The sequence below is a fragment of the Streptomyces sp. MMS24-W38 genome (assembly GCF_059889265.1).
Genome location: NZ_JCBCPP010000001.1, coordinates 318,102 through 338,418 on the forward strand (window position 1 = coordinate 318,102; position 20,317 = coordinate 338,418).

Below are 20,317 nucleotides of genomic sequence, written 5' to 3' on the forward strand. Positions count from 1 at the left end.
TCGTCGCCCTGTTCGAGGCGGGTGTGCTCGCACCGCTGCCGTTGACCGTGTGGGACGTGCGTGAAGCGGTCACCGCCTGGCGCCACATGGCCCAGGCCAAGCACACCGGCAAGAACGTCCTCTCCCTTCCCGTCCGCCCGAACCCCGACGGCACGGTGCTGATCACCGGCGGCACCGGAACCCTCGGCGGGCTCCTCGCCCGCCACCTGGTCACCGAGCACGGCACCCGCCACCTGCTCCTGCTGTCCCGCCAGGGCCCCGGCGCCCCCGGCGCGGCCGACCTCGTCGAGGAACTCGCCGAACTCGGCGCCCGCGCCCGCATCGTGGCCTGCGACGCGGCCGACCGTGATGCCCTCGCGGCGGTCCTCGACGCCATCCCCGCCGAGGTTCCGCTGACGGGTGTCGTTCATGCGGCGGGTGTCCTCGACGACGGCATCGTCACCGCGCTGACCCAGGAACGCCTGGACACCGTCCTGCGCGCCAAGGCCACCGCCGCGTCGAACCTGGACGAGCTGACCCGCGACACCGATCTCGCCATGTTCGTGCTCTACTCCTCGGCGTCGGCGACCTTCGGCACCCCGGGCCAGGCCAACTACGCGGCCGCCAACGCCTACCTCGACGCCCTCGCGATCCGCCGCCGCGCACACGGCCTGCCCGGTCTCTCGCTGGGCTGGGGCATGTGGGAACAAGCCAGCACCATGACCGGCGCACTCGCCCACACCGACCGGGCCCGCGCCACCACCGCAGGCACCACCCTGTCCACCGCACAAGGACTCGCCCTCTTCGACACCGCCCTCAACCGCCCCACAGCACACCTGATACCGATCAACCTGGACCTTGCTGCCGTGCGTGCGGCCGGTGAGGTGCCCGCGCTGCTGCGCGGCCTGGTGTCGGGCCGGGTGCGGCGTGCCGTCGCGCAGGAGTCCGTCGCCGGCCTGGCACTCGCCCAGCGGCTGCGGTCCGTCCCCGAGGCCCAGCGGCACCAGATGCTGCTGGAGCTGGTGCGCGGCAGCGCCGCGACGGTCCTGGGCCACGGTTCGACCGACGCGGTCGGTGAGCGTCAGGCGTTCAAGGACCTGGGCTTCGACTCGCTCACCGCCGTCGAACTGCGCAATCTGCTGACCTCGTCCACCGGACTTCGGCTGCCCGCGACGCTGGTGTTCGACTACCCCACGCCGATTGCTCTCACCGATCATCTGCTGTCGCAGTTCTTCGGGGCGTGGGAGACACAGCCGGACGTCACGCGGCCCGCGCTCACCACCGGGAACGACGAGCCGATCGCGATCGTGGGGATGGCCTGCCGCTATCCCGGCGGCGTGACCTCGCCGGAGCAGTTGTGGGAGCTGGTGGCCGGCGCAACCGACGGGATGTCGCCCTTCCCGGTCAATCGCGGCTGGCCGATGAGTGCGTCCGAGGCAGCCGGGGGTGTGGGCGGGTTCGTCCATGACGCGGACGAGTTCGACGCAGCGATGTTCGGGATCTCGCCGCGTGAGGCGCTGGCGATGGACCCGCAGCAGCGGCTGCTGCTGGAGGCGGCCTGGGAGACGCTCGAGTCGGCCGGAATCGCCCCTGCGCGGGTCCGGGGAACCTCGACCGGCGTGTTCGTCGGGTCTTCGTCCTCCACCTACGGGGTGGGCATGCAGATGCCGGAGGGGGCGGACGGCCACCTGCTGACCGGCAACGCGCCGAGCGTCATCTCGGGTCGTGTCGCCTACTCCTTCGGTCTCGAAGGGCCCGCGGTGACGGTGGACACGGCGTGCTCCTCGTCGCTGGTGGCTCTGCACTGGGCTGCTCAGGCGCTGCGCACCGGCGAGTGCGACATGGCGCTGGCCGGTGGCGTGACCGTGATGGCCACCCCGGGTATGTTCGCCGAGTTCGACCGGCAGGACGGCCTCGCGTCGGACGGTCGCTGCAAGGCGTTCTCCTCGGCGGCCGACGGTACGGGCTGGTCCGAGGGCGTGGGTCTGCTGCTCGTGGAGCGGCTGTCGGACGCCGTCCGCAACGGGCACCAGGTGCTGGCGGTCGTGCGGGGCAGCGCGATCAACCAGGACGGTGCGTCCAACGGCCTGTCGGCGCCGAACGGTCCCTCGCAGCAGAGGGTGATCCGTCAGGCGCTGGCGAATGCCCGGCTGACGGGTGCGGACGTGGATGTCGTCGAGGCGCACGGGACGGGCACCCGGCTGGGCGATCCGATCGAGGCGCAGGCGCTCCTGGCCACGTACGGCCAGGAGCGTGACGAGGCCGGCGAGTCGCTGTGGCTGGGCTCGGTGAAGTCCAACATCGGCCACGCCCAGGCGGCCGCGGGTGTCGCGGGTGTGATCAAGATGGTGATGGCGCTGCGGCACGGGATGCTGCCGGCGACGTTGCATGTGGACGAGCCGTCGGCGGAGGTGGACTGGTCGGCGGGTGCGGTGGAGCTGCTGACGGAGTCGCGTGCCTGGCCCGCGGTGGAGCGTCCGCGGCGTGCGGCGGTGTCCTCGTTCGGTATCAGCGGCACCAACGCCCATGTGGTCCTGGAGCAGGCGCCGGAGCAGCAGTCCGAGTCAGAGCCTGCTTCGGTTGCGCCTGTTTCGGGTGTGTCGGCGTGGGTGGTGTCGGCGAAGTCCGAGGCCGCGCTGCGGGCTCAGGTGGAGCGGCTGGGGTCGTTCGTCGAGGAGCGGCCGGAGCTGGACCCGGCGGATGTCGGCTGGTCGCTGGCGACGACCCGGGCCGCGCTGGAACACCGCGCGGTGGTCGTGGGCGAGAGCCGGGACGAACTGCTCGCCGCCCTGCCCACAGCCGCTGCGGTCGTCGGGACCGCCGGAGTCACGTCCGCCGTTGCGGGCTCCGGCGGCGGAGTGGTGTTCGTGTACCCGGGCCAGGGCTCCCAGTGGGTGGGCATGGCACGGGAGTTGTGGGAGACCTCGCCGGTCTTCCGGGAGCGGCTGGCCGAGTGCGAGACGGCGCTCGCCCCGTACGTCGACTGGTCACTGACCGACGTTCTGCTGCGAGAAGAGGACCTGGACCGGGTGGACGTGGTCCAGCCTGCGCTCTGGGCGGTGATGGTCGCCCTGACCGAGGTATGGAGGGCGGCAGGAGTCGTTCCGTCCGCGGTGGTGGGTCACTCGCAGGGTGAGATCGCCGCGGCGTGCGTGACGGGCCGGTTGTCGCTCGACGACGCCGCCCGTGCGGTGGCCCTGCGGGCGCGGGTGCTGGTGAGCGTGGCCGGCAAGGACGGCATGGTCTCCCTGGCCGCCGGGCGGGACACGGTGGAAGACCTGCTGTCGTCGGCCTGGGCGGACCGGCTGTCGGTGGCCGCGGTGAACGGCCCCTCCTCCACCGTCGTCTCCGGCGACGCCGAGGCCCTCGACGAGCTCATCGCCGTATGCGAACGGCGGGACATCCGCGCCCGGCGCGTGTCCGTGGACTACGCGTCCCACTCGCCGCGGATGAAGGAACTGCGGGAGCGGATCCTGACCGACCTGGCCGGGCTGACTCCGGTCGCCGGCACGATTCCGATGATCTCCACCCTGACCGGCGAGAGCGTCGACGGTGGACTGGACGCCCGGTACTGGTTCGACAACCTCTGCTCCACGGTCGAGTTCGAAGGCGCCGTCCGGTCCCTTCTCGGTCAGGGACAGCGGACGTTCATCGAGGTCAGCGCCCACCCGGTACTCACGGTGGGCATCGAGGAGACCATCGACGCGACCGGGGCCGACGCCGTGGTGCTGGGCACCCTGCGACGCGGTGAGGGTGGCATGCGCCGCCTGCTGACCAGCCTCGGCGAGGCGTGGAAGGCGGGTGTCGACGTCAACTGGCGGGCGGTGCTCACCGGCCGGCAGGTCGCTTTGCCGACCTACGCGTTCCAGCACGAGCGGTACTGGCTGGACGTCCCGTCGTTGCCCGCCCAGGCTGCGGGCGGGGTGGTGGACCCGGTCGAGTCGCGGTTCTGGGATGCCGTGGAGCGTGGTGACCTCGATGAACTCGCGGGCACGCTGCAGCTGTCGGAGGCCCCGCAGTTGCTGGGGTCGGTGGTTCCCGCGCTGGCGTCGTGGCGCCGGGAGCGGCGGCAGCGGTCCGTGATCGACACCTGGCGCTACCAGGTGGTGTGGAAGCCTCTCGAAACGGCCTCTGCCGCACTGCTGTCGGGCACCTGGCTGGTGGTGGGCGACAGTGCTGCGGAGGTGGCCGGGGCGTTGACCGGGGCGGGTGCCGTCGTGGCGGGCCTGTCGGTGGACGGGGTCGTGGACCGTGCGGGCCTGGCCGCGGCGGTCGCCGCCGTGCCGGATGTGTGCGGTGTGGTGCTGGCGGCCGGCGCGGGGACGGCCGACCGCACCGCCGCTGGGGTGGCGGATGAACTCACCCGGGTGACGGTGCTGTTGCAGGCGCTGGGTGATGCCGGGGTGGACGCGCCGTTGTGGGTGCTCACGCGGGGTGCAATCGCCGTGGGTGCGTCGGACCGGGTGCTGGATCCGGTGCAGGCCGCGGTGTGGGGTCTGGGCCGGGTCGCGGCGCTGGAGTTCCCGCAGCGCTGGGGCGGCCTGATCGACCTGCCCGAGACCCTGGACACTCGTGCGTCCGGCCGCCTCGCGGCCGTCCTGGCCACCGGTGACGGTGAGGACCAGACCGCCGTGCGTGGCTCCGGTGTCTACGGCCGGCGCCTGGTCCGGGCAGCGGCGACAGTTGTGCCGGAGGGTCACTGGGACCCGTCGGGCACGGTGCTGGTCACCGGTGGTACCGGGGCGCTGGGCGCCGAGGTGGCACGCTGGCTGGCGGGCCGGGGTGTGCCGCATCTGCTGCTGACCAGCCGCCGCGGGACCGCCCCGGACGGCCTGGTCGAGGAACTCGCCGCACTGGGTGCCCGGGTGACCGTGGCCGCGTGCGATGTCGCCGACCGGGATGGGCTGGCCGAGGTCATCGCCGGTGTTCCGGCAGATGTTCCGCTCACCGGTGTGGTGCATGCGGCCGGTGTCGGGGACGCGCAGCTGCTGGAGGCCGCCGACCGGGACACCACGGCGGCGGTGATCGGCGCGAAGATCGACGGGGTCGCCCACCTGGAGGCCCTGACCACCCATCTTCCGCTCGACCTGTTCGTCGTCTTCTCCTCCGGCGCCGCGGTGTGGGGCGGTGCGGGTCAGGGCGCCTACGCCGCGGCGAACGCGTTCCTCGACGCCTGGGCCGCCGGGCGCCGTGACCGCGGCCTGCCCGCCACGTCCGTGGCCTGGGGCCCCTGGGACGGGGCCGGCATGGCCGTCCAGGGCGAGACCCAGCAGCTCCTGCGCCGACGCGGCATGGCCCCGATGAACCCCGAACTCGCCGTGCGCACCCTCGCGGCAGCCGTCGACGCCGGCGAGTCGGGACTGACCGTCGCCGACATCGACTGGCCCGCGTTCACGGCCTCGTTCACCGCCATCCGCCCCAGCCGGCTCCTCGCCGACCTGCCCGAAGCCACCACCCCGGACACACCGACATCGGCCGACGACGACACCGCGAGCCTGCGACGACAAGTCGAAGAAGCCCCGGCCGCGCAGCGCCGGCAGGTGGTGCTGGACGTCGTGCGCACCCACGCCGCGGCCGTCCTCGGGCACGCGGACGGGGAGTCCGTGGAAGCCGGCCGGGCCTTCCGCGACCTCGGCTTCGACTCCCTGATGGCGGTCGAGGTCCGCAACCGTCTCCAGTCGGTCACCGGACTCAGGCTGCCCGCCACCCTCGTCTTCGACCACCCCACCCCCCTGGTCCTGACCGACTTCCTCCTCACCGAACTCTCCGACACCGAAGCGGGGACGCCGTCGCAGGCCCGGGCGGTGGCGGTGGCCGTGGACGAGCCGGTCGCCATCGTCGGCATGGCCTGCCGCTTCCCCGGCTCGGTGACCTCGGCCCAGTCCCTGTGGGACCTGGTCGCCGACGCGGGCGACGCGGTGGGGCCGTTCCCCACCGACCGTGGCTGGCCCGCGGGCATCGCCGGCCGGGGCGCGTTCCTCGACCACGCCGACGCGTTCGACGCCGACCTGTTCGGCATCAGCCCCCGCGAAGCCCTCGCCATGGACCCCCAGCAACGCCTGCTGCTGGAAACCACGTGGGAGGCCTTCGAAGCGGCGGGAGTTGATCCCCGCTCGCTCGCAGGCACCGCCACCGGCGTGTTCGTCGGCGGCACCACCTCCGGCTACGGCACCGGCACCCAGATCCCGCAGGGCGCGGAAGGCCATCTGCTCACCGGCAACGCCACCAGCGTCATGTCCGGCCGCGTCTCCTACGCCTTCGGCCTCGAAGGCCCCGCCGTCACCGTCGACACCGCCTGCTCCTCCTCCCTGGTGGCCCTGCACCTGGCGGCGCAGGCCCTGCGGACCGGCGAGTGCGACCTGGCCCTGGCCGGCGGCGTGACCGTCATGGCCGACGCAAGTGTGTTCGGCGAGTTCGACCGCCAGGGCGGGCTGGCCTCCGACGGCCGCTGCAAAGCCTTCGCCGATTCCTCCGACGGCATGGGCTGGGGCGAGGGCGTCGGCCTGCTGCTGGTGGAGCGGCTCTCGGACGCCCAGCGCAAGGGGCACAAGATCCTCGCGGTGGTGCGGGGCAGCGCCGTCAACCAGGACGGCGCGTCCAACGGCCTGTCGGCGCCGAACGGGCCCGCGCAGCAGCGGGTCATCAGCCAGGCGCTGGCCAACGCCGACCTGACCGGTGCGGACATCGACGTGGTCGAGGCCCACGGCACCGGCACCCGCCTCGGCGACCCGATCGAGGCCCAGGCACTGCTGGCGACCTACGGCCAGGACCGCGCCGGCAGGGAGCCGTTGTGGATCGGCTCGGTCAAGTCGAACATCGCCCACACCCAGGCCGCCGCCGGCGTCGCCGGCGTCATCAAGATGGTCATGGCCCTGCGGCACGGCCTGCTGCCCGCCACCCTCCACATCGACGAACCCACCACCCAGGTCGACTGGACCGCCGGTGCGGTGGAGCTGCTCACCGAGCAGCGCGCGTGGCCTGCGGTGGACCGTCCGCGCCGCGCCGCCGTCTCCTCGTTCGGCATCAGCGGCACCAACGCCCACATCATCCTCGAACAGGCACCCGCGCCCGAGCCGGTCTCGGATGTGACGAAGCAGCAGACGCCCAGCCTGGTGCCGTGGCTCGTCTCGGCCAAGTCCGACACCGCCCTGCGCGCACAGATCGCAAGCCTGCGAGCCTTCGTCGCCGACCAGCCCGAACTGGACCCGGTCGACGTGGCCTGGTCGCTGGCCACCAGCCGGGCAGCGTTGGAACACCGCACCGTCCTGGCCGCCGATGGGGACGTGCTCGCCACAGGCACCACGGGCGAAGGCAAGACGGCGTTCCTGTTCACCGGCCAGGGCTCCCAGCGCGCCGGCATGGGCCTGGGGCTCTACCAGGCGTTCCCGGTCTACGCCGAGGCCTTCGACGCCGTCTGCGCCCGGCTCGACGTCCGGCTGGAGCGCCCGCTGCGCGAGGTCCTGACCGACGGCACCGACCTCGACCACACGATGTGGGCACAGGCCGGACTGTTCGCCCTCGAAGTCGCCCTCTACCGCCTGATCGAAGCGTGGGGCATCACCCCCGACGTGCTCCTCGGCCACTCCCTCGGGGAGATCAGCGCCGCGCACGTCGCGGGCATCCTCGACCTCGACGACGCGTGCGTGCTGGTGGCCGAGCGCGGCCGCCTCATGCAGGCGCTGCCCGCGGGCGGCGGCATGCTCGCCGTCCAGGCCACCGAGGCCGACGTCGCCGACTCCGGCCTCGACATCGCCGCCGTCAACGGCCCCAACTCCGTCGTCCTCTCCGGCACCACCGAAGCCATCGCACACTACGCCGCCCAGTGCGCCGAGCGCGGCTGGAAGTCCACCGTCCTGTCGGTGTCGCACGCCTTCCACTCGGCCCTGATGGAACCGATGCTGGACGAGTTCACGGCCGTCCTGGAGGGGCTGACCTTCCACCCCGCACATACCCCGGTCGTCTCGAACCTCACCGGAGCCGTGGCCGAACCCGGTGCCATGCAGCAGCCCACGTACTGGCTGCACCAGGTGCGCCGGCCGGTCCGCTTCGCCGACGGCGTCACCACCCTCCAGACCATGGGCGTGACCCGCTACCTCGAACTCGGCCCCGACGGTGTCCTGTCGGGCATGGCCCAGGACACCGCCACCGCCACCGGTGCCGTGTTCGTCCCCGTTCTGCGCAAGGACCGCGACGACACAGACACCACCCTCACCGCGATCAGCCGCCTGTGGACGACCGGCACCGACATCGACTGGACGGCGATGTTCGCCGGCTGGGGCGGCCGGACGGTCGACCTGCCCACCTACCCCTTCCAGCGGGAGCGGTACTGGCCCGAGCCCGTCGCCGCACCCACCGGCGGTGAGCTGGTCGATGCCGCGTTCTGGGACGCGGTGGAACGCGAGGACCTGTCCGAGCTGGCGGGTCTGGAGTCGGCCCTGCCGGCACTGGCGGAGTGGCGGCGGCGCCACCGGGAGCGTTCGACGCTCGACTCGTGGCGCTACCGGGTCACGTGGAAGCCGCTGGCCGATCCGGTTCCGCCGACGCTGTCCGGCACCTGGGCGATCATCGGTTCCGAGGACTCCGACGTGTCCGCGGCGCTCTCCGCCGCGGGCGCGACCGTGGTCGGTGTGGAAGCCGAAGAGGTGTCGCTGCCGGCTGACGTGGCCGGGGTGGTACTGCTCGCGGACGACGTCGTGGGTGCGCTGTCCGTGGTGCAGGCACTGGCCGGGGTGGATGCGCCCTTGTGGGTGCTGACCCGGGGCGCGGTGTCCGTGGGCCGCTCGGACCGTCTGGTGAGCCCCGGCCTTGCCGCGGTGTGGGGCATGGGCCGGGTCGCGGCGCTGGAGCTGCCGCACCGTTGGGGCGGTCTCGTCGACCTGCCCGAGGTCCTGGACGCGCGGGCGGGTGCCCGCCTCGCCGGCGTCCTGGCCGGTGGCGGCGAGGACCAGATCGCGATCCGCGGGTCCGGTACGTACGGCCGCCGCCTGGCGCGTGCGCTGCCGGCAGGCGTGGTCGGCGAGGGCTGGCAGCCGTCGGGGACCGTGCTGGTCACCGGTGGCACCGGTGGTCTGGGCGCCGAGGTCGCCCGCTGGCTGGCGGGCCGGGGTGTGCCGCATCTGCTGCTGACCAGCCGCCGCGGCATCGCCCCCGACGGCCTGACCGAGGAACTCGCCCGGCTCGGCACCCGGGTCACCGTCGCCGCCTGCGACGTCACCGACCGCGACGCCCTCGCCGCGGTGATCGCTGATGTCCCCACCGATATGCCGCTGACAGGCGTCGTCCACGCGGCCGGCGTCGGGGACACGGGAGGGCTGGAGCAGACCACCGCCGCGGCGTTCGCGGACGTGGTGCGGGCGAAGGCCGAAGGCACGGTCCTGCTGGACGAGCTGACCGCGGATCTGCCGCTCGACCTCTTCGTCGTCTTCTCGTCGATCGCCGCGACCTGGGGCAGTGGTGGCCAGGCCGCCTACGCGGCGGGCAACGCCTTCCTCGACGCCTGGGTCCAGCACCGCCATGACCGCGGACTCCCCGGCACATCCGTGGCCTGGGGCCCCTGGGCCGGAGCCGGCATGGCGGTCCAGGGCGAGGCGGAGCAGGCACTGCGCCGACGCGGCTTGCTGCCGATGGATCCGGGCCTGGCGATTCAGGCCCTGGCCACGGCGGTGGACGGCCGTGAGTCGTGTGTGACGGTCGCCGATGTGGACTGGCCGCGGTTCGCCCCGGCGTTCACCTCGCTGCGGGCCAGCGCGCTGCTGGCGGATCTTCCGGAGGCGGCAGGCGCTCCGGATCCGGTGCGCTCCGGGGAGTCCGGATCGCCGTGGGCCCGGCGATTCACGGGGGCCGCGGTGGAGCACCGTCGCCGGATGGTGCTGGATCTGGTGCGGGCGCAGGCCGCTCAGGTGCTGGGTCATGCGGGTGAGGAGGCGGTGGACGCGGGCCGGGCGTTCCGCGATCTGGGCTTCGACTCGCTGATGGCGGTCGAACTGCGGAACCTGCTGGCCGAGCACACCGGGCTGTCGCTGCCGGCGACGCTGGTGTTCGACTATCCGAGTCCGACGGTTCTGGGTGATCACCTCCTGGCGCAGCTCGTCGGGGACGAGGAGCCGGATTCCGCACTGCCGGCGCGTTCCGCGGGTTCTGCGCCGGACGAGCCGCTCGCGATCGTGGGCATGGCGTGCCGGTATCCGGGCGGAGTGAACTCTCCGGAGCAGTTGTGGGATCTGGTCGAGTCCGCGGCCGACGGCATCACTCCGTTCCCGGCCGACCGTGGCTGGCCCGTGGACGGCCTGGACGGTGTGGCCGGGCTGGGCGGGTTCGTCCATGACGCGGACGAGTTCGACGCCGCGTTGTTCGGGATCTCGCCGCGTGAGGCGCTGGCGATGGACCCGCAGCAGCGGCTGCTGCTGGAGGCGGCCTGGGAGACGTTCGAGTCGGCCGGTGTCAACCCCCGCTCGTTGAAGGGCCGCAGCGTCGGAGTGTTCGCGGGAGCCTCGTCGTCGGGGTACGGCAACAGCGGTGTCGCGGGGTCCGAGGGGCATCTGCTCTCGGGCACGGCGAACAGTGTGATCTCCGGCCGGGTGGCGTACGCGTTCGGCCTGGAGGGCCCGGCGCTGACGGTGGACACGGCGTGTTCGTCGTCGCTGGTGGCTCTGCATCTGGCCGCGCAGGCGCTGCGGTCGGGCGAGTGCGGTCTGGCTCTTGCCGGTGGTGTGACGGTGATGGTGAGCCCCGCGGCGTTCGCCGAGTTCGACCGGCAGGACGGTCTGGCCTCCGACGGCCGCTGCAAGTCCTTCGCGGGAGCGGCGGACGGCACCGGCTGGGCCGAGGGTGTGGGTCTGCTGCTCGTGGAGCGGCTGTCCGATGCCGAGCGCAACGGGCACAAGATCCTCGCCGTGGTGCGCGGCAGCGCCGTCAACCAGGACGGCGCCTCCAACGGCCTCACCGCCCCCAACGGACCCTCCCAGCAGCGCGTGATCCGCCAGGCCCTCGCCAACGCCCGGCTCACCGGCGCCGACGTCGACGTGGTCGAGGCGCACGGCACCGGCACCCGCCTCGGCGACCCCATCGAAGCAGGGGCCCTGCTCGCCACCTACGGCCAGGAGCGCGGCGAGGCCGGCGAGCCGCTGTGGCTGGGCTCGATCAAGTCCAACATCGGTCACACGCAGGCCGCCGCCGGTGTCGCCGGCATCATCAAGATGATCATGGCGATGCGGCACGGCGTGCTCCCGGCCACACTGCACGTCGACGAGCCGTCCCCGCAGGTGGACTGGTCGACGGGCGCGGTGGAGCTGCTGACCGAGGCGCGTCCCTGGCCCGATTCGGATCGTCCGCGCCGCGCGGCGGTGTCCTCGTTCGGCATCAGTGGCACCAACGCGCACGTCGTCCTGGAGCAGGCGCCGGACCCGGAGCCGGCCCGCGGGGCCGGTGCCGGGGCCGCTCGCGGAACGGGGCCGGTGCCGTGGCCGGTGTCGGCGAAGTCCGAGACCGCGCTGCGGACGCAGGTGGAACGGCTGACCTCGTTCGCCGCGGAGCGGCCGGAGCTGGACCCGGTGGACGTCGGCTGGTCGCTGGCGACCACCCGGGCCGCGCTGGAACACCGCGTGGTCCTGTCCGACGGGGACGTGCTCGCGGCCGGGGTCGCCGGCGACGGCCGGCTGGCGTTCCTGTTCACCGGCCAGGGCTCCCAGCGTGCCGGTATGGGCCTGGGGCTGTACGAGGCGTTCCCCGTCTTCGCGGAAGCGTTCGACGCGGTGTGCGCACGGCTCGATGTCCGGCTGGAGCGCCCGCTCCGAGAGGTTCTGACCGACGGCGCCGACCTCGACCGCACGATGTGGGCGCAGGCCGGACTCTTCGCCCTCGAAGTCGCCCTGTTCCGCCTCGTCGAAGCGTGGGGCGTGACCCCGGACGTGCTCCTCGGTCACTCGCTGGGCGAGATCAGCGCCGCGCACGTCGCGGGCATCCTCGACCTGGACGACGCCTGCACGCTGGTCGCGGAACGCGGCAGGCTGATGCAGGCGCTGCCCGCGGGCGGCGGCATGCTCGCCGTCCAGGCCACCGAAGCCGAGGTCGCCGACTCCGGCCTGGACGTCGCCGCCGTCAACGGCCCCAACTCCGTCGTCCTGTCCGGCGACTCGGACGCGATCGAGCGGTATGCCGCCGCATGCGCCGAGCGCGGCGTGCGGTGCACCGTCCTGTCGGTGTCGCACGCCTTCCACTCGGCCCTGATGGAGCCGATGCTGGACGAGTTCGCGACCGTCCTGGCCGGCCTCACGTTCCACCCGGCCCGGATCCCGCTCGTCTCCAACCTCACCGGCGCCGTGGCCGAGCCGGGTGCCATGCAGCAGCCGGGGTACTGGCTGAGCCAGGTGCGCCAGCCGGTGCGTTTCGCCGACGGCGTCACGGCCCTCGAAGCGATGGGCGTCACCCGCTACCTCGAACTCGGCCCGGACGGCGTCCTGTCGGGCATGGCCCAGGAATCGGTCAGCGAAGCCCAGTTCGTCCCCGTCCTGCGCAAGGACCGCGACGAGACCGACACCACGCTCACCGCGATCAGCCGCCTGTGGACCTCCGGCACCGATATCGACTGGGCGGCCGTGCTCGACGGCCGGCACGGTCAGGTGGTCGACCTGCCCACCTACGCCTTCCAGCGGCAGCGCTTCTGGCCGCAGTCGACGCCGGGCGGAGTCGGCTCTGCCGGCACCGGGCACGCGCTGCTGGGTGCGGCGGTGTCCCTGGCCGGCGGGGACGGCATGGTGCACCACGGTGTTCTGTCCGTCGACGCGCAGCCCTGGCTCGCCGACCACGTGGTGCTGGGCAGGATCGTGGTCCCCGGCACCGCGCTGCTGGAGATGGCGCTGCACGCCGGGCACGAGGCCGGCTGCGGAGTGGTCAGGGAACTGGTCCTCCAGGCACCGCTGGTCCTGCCTGCGGCGGGAGGCGTCCAGGTCCAGGTCCGGGTCGACGATCCGGACGCGACGGGTGAGCGTCCGGTGCAGGTGTACGCCCGTGCCGAGGACACGGACGGCTGGACTCTGCACGCCACCGGCGTCCTGAGTGCCGAGGGACCGGGGACGCCGCCCGGATTCGGTCATGAAGTGTGGCCGCCGCTGCATGCCACCGCGGTGGACCTGGCCGGGTTCTACGAGGCCCTGGTCGCAGCGGGCTTCGGGTACGGCCCGGTGTTCCAGGGCGTGCAGGCGGTGTGGCGCGACGAGTCGGGTGTCTACGCCGACGTGGTGCTGCCGGACACGGGCACGAACGCAACGTCCGCCGAGGGACTGGGAATCCACCCCGCGCTGCTCGATGCGGCGTTGCACCCGTGGGGCCTGCTCCCCGGTGACGCCGACGCCTCCGGGCCGCGGCTGCCGTTCGCCTGGTCGGGTGTGGAGCTGTTCGCGGTCGGGGCGACCACCCTGCGGGTGGCGATCCGTCCCGAGGGCGACGGCATCACCGTGCAGGCGGCCGACGGAGCCGGTCAGCCGGTGGTACGGGTGCGTTCCCTGATGGCGCGCGCGGTCTCGCCCGAGCAGTTGCCTGCCACCGCGCCCGGTGGCGATCCGTTGTTCGCCGTCGACTGGGTCCCTGCCCCGTCCGCGACCACCGCTGCCGCGGAGGAAGCGACGGATGCCTCGATGTGGACGACGCTGACGGCCAGTCGGACCGGGCCGGTGGGCGACGTGGTCGGCGACGTACTGCGCCGGATCCAGGAGTGGCTGGACGACGCCGATTCCGCGGATTCGCGACTGGCCGTCGTGACCCGTGGCGCGGTTCCGGCCCACTCCGGTGCGGGCTTGGACCCGGTGGGTGCGGCGGTGTGGGGTCTGGTGCGCTCGGCGCAGTCGGAGCACCCGGACCGGATCGTGCTCGTCGACACCGACCCGGCATCCGGCGATCCGTTCGATCCGGCCCTGCTCGCCGGGGTGGACGAGCCGCAGGTAGCGGTCCGCGACGGAGCACTGCTGGTGCCCCGCCTCGCCCGTACCGCCGCCGGCTCGACCACGGTGCCGCTGGACGGTGACGGCACCGTGCTGATCACCGGTGGCACCGGAACCCTCGGCGGGCTCCTCGCCCGTCACCTGGTCACCGAGCACGGCACCCGCCACCTGCTCCTGCTGTCCCGCCAGGGCCCCGGCGCCCCCGGCGCGGCCGACCTCGTCGAGGAACTGGCCGAACTCGGCGCCCGCGCCCGCATCGTGGCCTGCGACGCGGCCGACCGTGATGCCCTCGCCACCGTCCTCGACGCCATCCCCGCCGAGACCCCGCTCACCGGCGTCGTCCACGCCGCGGGTGTCCTCGACGACGGCATCGTCACCGCGCTGACCCAGGAGCGTCTGGACACCGTCCTGCGCGCCAAGGCCACCGCCGCGTCGAACCTGGACGAGCTGACCCGCGGCAGCGATCTCGCCATGTTCGTGCTCTACTCCTCGGCGTCGGCGACCTTCGGGACTCCGGGCCAGGCCAACTACTCGGCCGCCAACGCCTACCTCGACGCCCTCGCGATCCGCCGCCGTGCGCAGGGACTGCCCGGTCTGTCCCTGGCCTGGGGCCTGTGGCAGCAGGCGAGTGGGATGACCGGTCATCTCCAGGACCGGACCGGGCGTCTCGGCCCCGGTCTGACCGACGAGCAGGGCCTGGCCCTCTTCGACGCCGCTCTGGGCGCGGACCGCGCCGACATCGTGGCGATGCTGCTCGACACCGTCGCCCTCCGTTCCTGGAACGGCGCCACCCCGGTGCCCGCGCTGCTGCGCGGCCTCGTCCCGGCCGCCGTCGTCCGCAGGGCAGGCCAGGCCCGGGCCGCGGTCGGCGAGTCGCCGTTGCTGCGGCAGCTTGCGGGGCTGTCGTCGGCCGAGCGGCGCAGGCTGCTCCAGGACATGGTGCTCACGGAGGTGGCCCAGGTCCTCGGGCACGCCTCCGCGGACGCCGTCGGGGAACGCCAGGCCTTCAAGGACCTGGGCTTCGACTCGCTCACCGCGGTGGAGCTCCGCAACCGGCTCAACGCCGCCACCGGACTCCGGCTGCCCGCGACACTGGTCTTCGACTACCCGAGTGTCCACGTCCTCGCGGATCACCTGGCCGGTCTTCTGTCGGGATCCGACGTACCGGCCGCCGTGGCGCCCACACGGCCGGTGGCTGCGGACGAACCGATCGCGATCGTCGGCATGTCGTGCCGGCTGCCGGGCGGTGTGCTGTCCCCCGAGGGGCTGTGGGATCTGGTCACGGCAGGACGGGACGGGGTGACCGACTTCCCCGACGACCGCGGCTGGGACGTGACCTGGAGCGGGGTCTCCGGATCCGGTGGCTTCCTCGCCGGTGCCGGTGACTTCGACGCGGGCCTCTTCGGCATCTCGCCGCGTGAGGCGCTGGCCATGGACCCGCAGCAGCGCCTGCTGCTGGAAGGGGTCTGGGAGGCGTTCGAGTCCGCGGGGCTGGACCCGATGTCGCTGCGCGGATCGTCGACCGGCGTGTACGCCGGAATCATGTACCACGACTACGCCCAGAGCCTGGGCGTCGTCCCGGAGGGTGTGGAAGCCTTCCTGGGCACCGGCACCGCGGGAAGCGTGCTGTCGGGCCGGGTGGCCTACACCTTCGGGCTCGAGGGCCCGGCCGTCACCGTCGACACGGCGTGTTCGTCCTCGCTGGTCGCGCTGCACCTGGCTTCGCAGGCGCTGCGGTCGGGTGAGTGCGGGCTGGCGGTGGCCGGCGGTGTGACCGTGCTGTCCACGCCCGCCGTGTTCGTCGACTTCGCCCGGCAGGGCGGACTGTCCTTCGACGGCCGGTGCAAGTCCTTCGCCGCCGCGGCCGACGGCACGGGCTGGTCCGAGGGCACGGCGGTCCTGGTGCTGGAGCGGCTGTCCGACGCACAGCGCAACGGCCACCAGGTGCTGGCGGTGGTGCGCGGCAGTGCGGTGAACCAGGACGGCGCGTCGAACGGTCTGACCGCGCCGAACGGTCCCTCGCAGCAGCGGGTGATCCGCCAGGCGCTCGCCAACGCCCGGGTGGCGGCGGCGGATGTCGATGTCGTCGAGGCCCACGGGACGGGCACCCGCCTGGGTGACCCGATCGAGGCAGGGGCCCTGCTGGCCACGTACGGCCAGGAGCGCGGCGAGAGCGACGAGCCGCTGTGGCTGGGGTCGGTGAAGTCGAACATCGGGCACACCCAGGCGGCCGCCGGTGCGGCGGGTGTGATCAAGATGGTCATGGCGCTGCGGCACGGTCTGATGCCGGCCACGCTCCATGTCGACGAGCCGTCCCCGCAGGTGGACTGGTCGGCCGGTGCGGTGGAGCTGCTGACAGAGGCGCGTCCCTGGCCCGAGTCGGACCGCCCGCGCCGCGCGGCGGTGTCCTCGTTCGGCATCAGCGGCACCAACGCCCACGTCATCCTGGAGGCGCCGCCCGCCGCACCGGCCGTCGAGGCGGCCCCGGTACCGACGCGTCCCGGGCTCCCTGCTCCGGTGCCGTGGCCGGTGTCGGCGAAGTCGGCGCATGCCTTGCTGCCCCAGATCGAACGCCTGCGGTCCTTCGTGGCCGGGCGTCCCGCGTTGGACCCGGTGGACGTCGGGTGGTCGCTGGCGACGACCCGGGCCGCGCTGGAGCACCGCGCGGTGCTGGCCGGGGACACGACGCTCGCCACGGGTGTCGCGGGCGACGGCAAGACCGCGTTCCTGTTCACCGGCCAGGGCTCGCAGCGTGCGGGCATGGGGCTGGGGCTGTACGAGGCGTTCCCGGTGTTCGCCGAAGCCTTCGACGCGGTGTGCGCGCGCCTCGATGCCCGGCTGGAGCGCCCGCTGCGCGACGTCCTCGCCGACGGCACCGACCTTGAACAGACGGCGTGGGCGCAGGCCGGCCTCTTCGCCCTCGAAGTCGCCCTGTTCCGTCTGGTGGAGTCGTGGGGCGTGACCCCGGACGCGCTCCTCGGCCACTCGCTGGGTGAGATCAGTGCGGCGCATGTCGCGGGCATCCTGGACCTGGACGACGCCTGCACCCTGGTGGCGGAGCGGGGCCGGCTGATGCAGGCGCTGCCCGCGGGCGGCGGCATGCTGGCCGTCCAGGCGACCGAGGCGGAGGTCGCCGGCTCCGGTCTCGATGTCGCGGCCGTCAACGGCCCGAACTCCGTCGTCCTGTCGGGCGCGGTCGAGGCTGTCGAGCGGTATGCCGCGGAGTGCGCCGAGCGCGGCGTGCGGTGCACCGTCCTGTCGGTGTCGCACGCGTTCCACTCGGCGCTGATGGAGCCGATGCTGGACGAGTTCGCGGCGGTGCTGGAGGGTCTGAGCTTCCGCCCCGCGCGGATCCCGGTGGTCTCGAACCTGACGGGTGCGGTGGCCGAGCCGGGTGCCATGCAGCAGCCGGGGTACTGGCTGAGCCAGGTCCGGCAGGCGGTCCGCTTCGCCGACGGCGTCACCGCCCTCGAGGCGATGGGCGTGACCCGCTATCTGGAGCTCGGCCCCGACGGTGTGCTGTCGGGCATGGCCCAGGAGACCGTCACCGACGCCGAGTTCGTCCCTGTCCTGCGCAAGGACCGGGACGAGACGGACACCGCGCTGACCGCGGCCGGTCGCCTGTGGGCGACCGGGGCCGAGGTCGACTGGACGACGCTGTTCGCCGCCTGGGGTGGCCAGGTGATCGATCTGCCCACCTACGCGTTCCAGCACGAGCGGTACTGGCCGCAGCCGAAGACGGCCCCCGGCGATCTGGGCGCCGTCGGTCTGGCGGGCGCCGGACACTCGCTGCTGGGTGCGGCGGTGTCGCTGGCAGAGGGCGACGGGATGGTGCTGACCGGCCGGCTGGCGGTCGGTTCGCAGCCGTGGCTGGCCGACCACGCCGTGCTGGACCGGGTCGTGGTTCCCGGGGCCGCGCTCGTCGAGATGGTGCTGCGGGCGGGCCGGGAGGTGGGCTGTGGACTGATCCGCGAGCTGGTCCTTCAGGCACCGCTGGTCCTCCCGGCCACGGGCGGCGTCCAGGTCCAGGTCCGGGTCATGGCCCCGGACGCGCCGGACGTGTCCGACGAGCGGTCCGTACAGGTGCACGCGCGCCCCGACGGCACGGAGACGTGGACCCTGCACGCCTCCGGTGTGGTCGCCGCATCGGGTGCCGAGGCGCCGGGGTTCGATCTGGCGGTCTGGCCGCCGAAGGACGCGACATCTGTCGAGGCCGAGGGCTTCTACGACGTCCTGGCCGGCGCGGGCTTCGGGTACGGCCCGGTGTTCCAGGGCGTGCAGGCGGTGTGGCGCGACGAGTCGGCGGTCTACGCCGAGGTGGTGCTGCCGGAGCAGGCCGTGAGCCAGGTCGACGGGTTCGGCATCCATCCGGCGCTGCTCGACGCGGCGTTGCATGCCTCCGGTCTCGTCGCGGGCGACACCGAGGCCTCCGGGCCGCGGTTGCCGTTCGCCTGGTCGGGTGTGGAGTTGTTCGCGGTCGGGGCGACGGCTCTCCGGGTGGCGATCGTCCCCGCGGGTGACGGAGTGTGCGTCAAGGCGGCCGACGGCACGGGTGCCCCCGTGGCGATCGTCCGTTCCCTGGTCTCCCGTGAGCAGTTGCCGGTCGCCGCCGCCCGCGGCGACGCCCTCTTCGCGGTCGACTGGGTGCCCGCGTCACCGGCCGCGGTGACGGATGGGGCTGCCGAGGACGGGGCGGACGGCTCCGCGTGGACGGTGTTCTCCGTGGGAGACGGGCCGGTGGAAGCTGTCACCGGTGACGCGATGCGCCGTATCCAGGAGTGGCTGAGCGAGGAACACCCCGAGCACGCACACCTCGCCGTGGTGACGCGGGGTGCCGTGCCCGCGGGTGCTGGCCGTGCCGTGGACCCGGTGGGTGCGGCGGTGTGGGGTCTGGTGCGCTCGGCGCAGTCGGAGCACCCGGACCGGATCGTGCTCGTCGACACCGACCCGGCATCCGGCGATCCGTTCGATCCGGCCCTGCTCGCCGGGGTGGACGAGCCGCAGGTAGCGGTCCGCGACGGAGCACTGCTGGTGCCCCGCCTCGCCCGTACCGCCGCCGGCTCGACCACGGTGCCGCTGGACGGTGACGGCACCGTGCTGATCACCGGTGGCACCGGAACCCTCGGCGGGCTCCTCGCCCGTCACCTGGTCACCGAGCACGGCACCCGCCACCTGCTCCTGCTGTCCCGCCAGGGCCCCGGCGCCCCCGGCGCGGCCGACCTCGTCGAGGAACTGGCCGAACTCGGCGCCCGCGCCCGCATCGTGGCCTGCGACGCGGCCGACCGTGATGCCCTCGCCACCGTCCTCGACGCCATCCCCGCCGAGACCCCGCTCACCGGCGTCGTCCACGCCGCGGGTGTCCTCGACGACGGCATCGTCACCGCGCTGACCCAGGAGCGTCTGGACACCGTCCTGCGCGCCAAGGCCACCGCCGCGTCGAACCTGGACGAGCTGACCCGCGGCAGCGATCTCGCCATGTTCGTGCTCTACTCCTCGGCGTCGGCGACCTTCGGGACTCCGGGCCAGGCCAACTACTCGGCCGCCAACGCCTACCTCGACGCCCTCGCGATCCGCCGCCGTGCGCAGGGACTGCCCGGTCTGTCCCTGGCCTGGGGCCTGTGGCAGCAGGCGAGTGGGATGACCGGTCATCTCCAGGACCGGACCGGGCGTCTCGGCCCCGGTCTGACCGACGAGCAGGGCCTGGCCCTCTTCGACGCCGCTCTGGGCGCGGACCGCGCCGACATCGTGGCGATGCTGCTCGACACCGTCGCCCTCCGTTCCTGGAACGGCGCCACCCCGGTGCCCGCGCTGCTGCGCGGCCTCGTCCCGGCCGCGGTCCGGCGGGCCGGCCAGGCGACCGTGCAGGAGCCGCAGCTCCCGAAGAGGCTGGCCTCGCTGTCGCCCGCCGATCAGAGCCGCCTGCTCCAGGACACGGTGCTCACGGAGGTGGCCCAGGTCCTCGGGCACGCCTCCGCGGACGCCGTCGGGGAACGCCAGGCCTTCAAGGACCTGGGCTTCGACTCGCTCACCGCGGTGGAGCTCCGCAACCGGCTCAACGCCGCCACCGGACTCCGGCTGCCCGCGACACTGGTGTTCGACTACCCGACCTCGGCGAAGCTTGTCGATTTCCTCGCCGCGGAGCTGCTTCCCCGGCAGGAGATGGCCGCCACGGCCCTGCTCTTCGACAAGCTCCAGGAGATCGAGGCCGGTCTCGCGCAGACCGCGGACGCGGGGGCTGTCACGAAGCTCGTCCGGCGCCTGGAATCCATGATCTCCAAGTACGGCGACGACGGTATGCAGCAGGTCGCCGCCCCTTCGGCGGTCGATGCGCTCGACCAGGCGACGGACGACGAGATGTTCGCGTTCATCGACAGGGAGCTCGGCGATGACTAGCCGGCGTTTCC

General features: G+C 73.3%; 1 protein-coding gene (running past one end of the window). It reads left to right on the forward strand.

What is annotated here, in order from left to right; genetic code table 11:
- Nucleotides 1-20,306, forward strand: the 3' portion of a protein-coding gene (locus tag AC6F7H_RS00685; RefSeq protein ID WP_500754541.1) for a type I polyketide synthase. 13,708 nt of this gene lie to the left of the window's left edge; the window shows 20,306 of its 34,014 coding nt (coding positions 13,709-34,014); its start codon lies beyond the left edge, outside the window; the stop codon is at nt 20,304-20,306.
- The last annotated feature ends 11 nt before the right edge of the window (nt 20,307-20,317 follow it).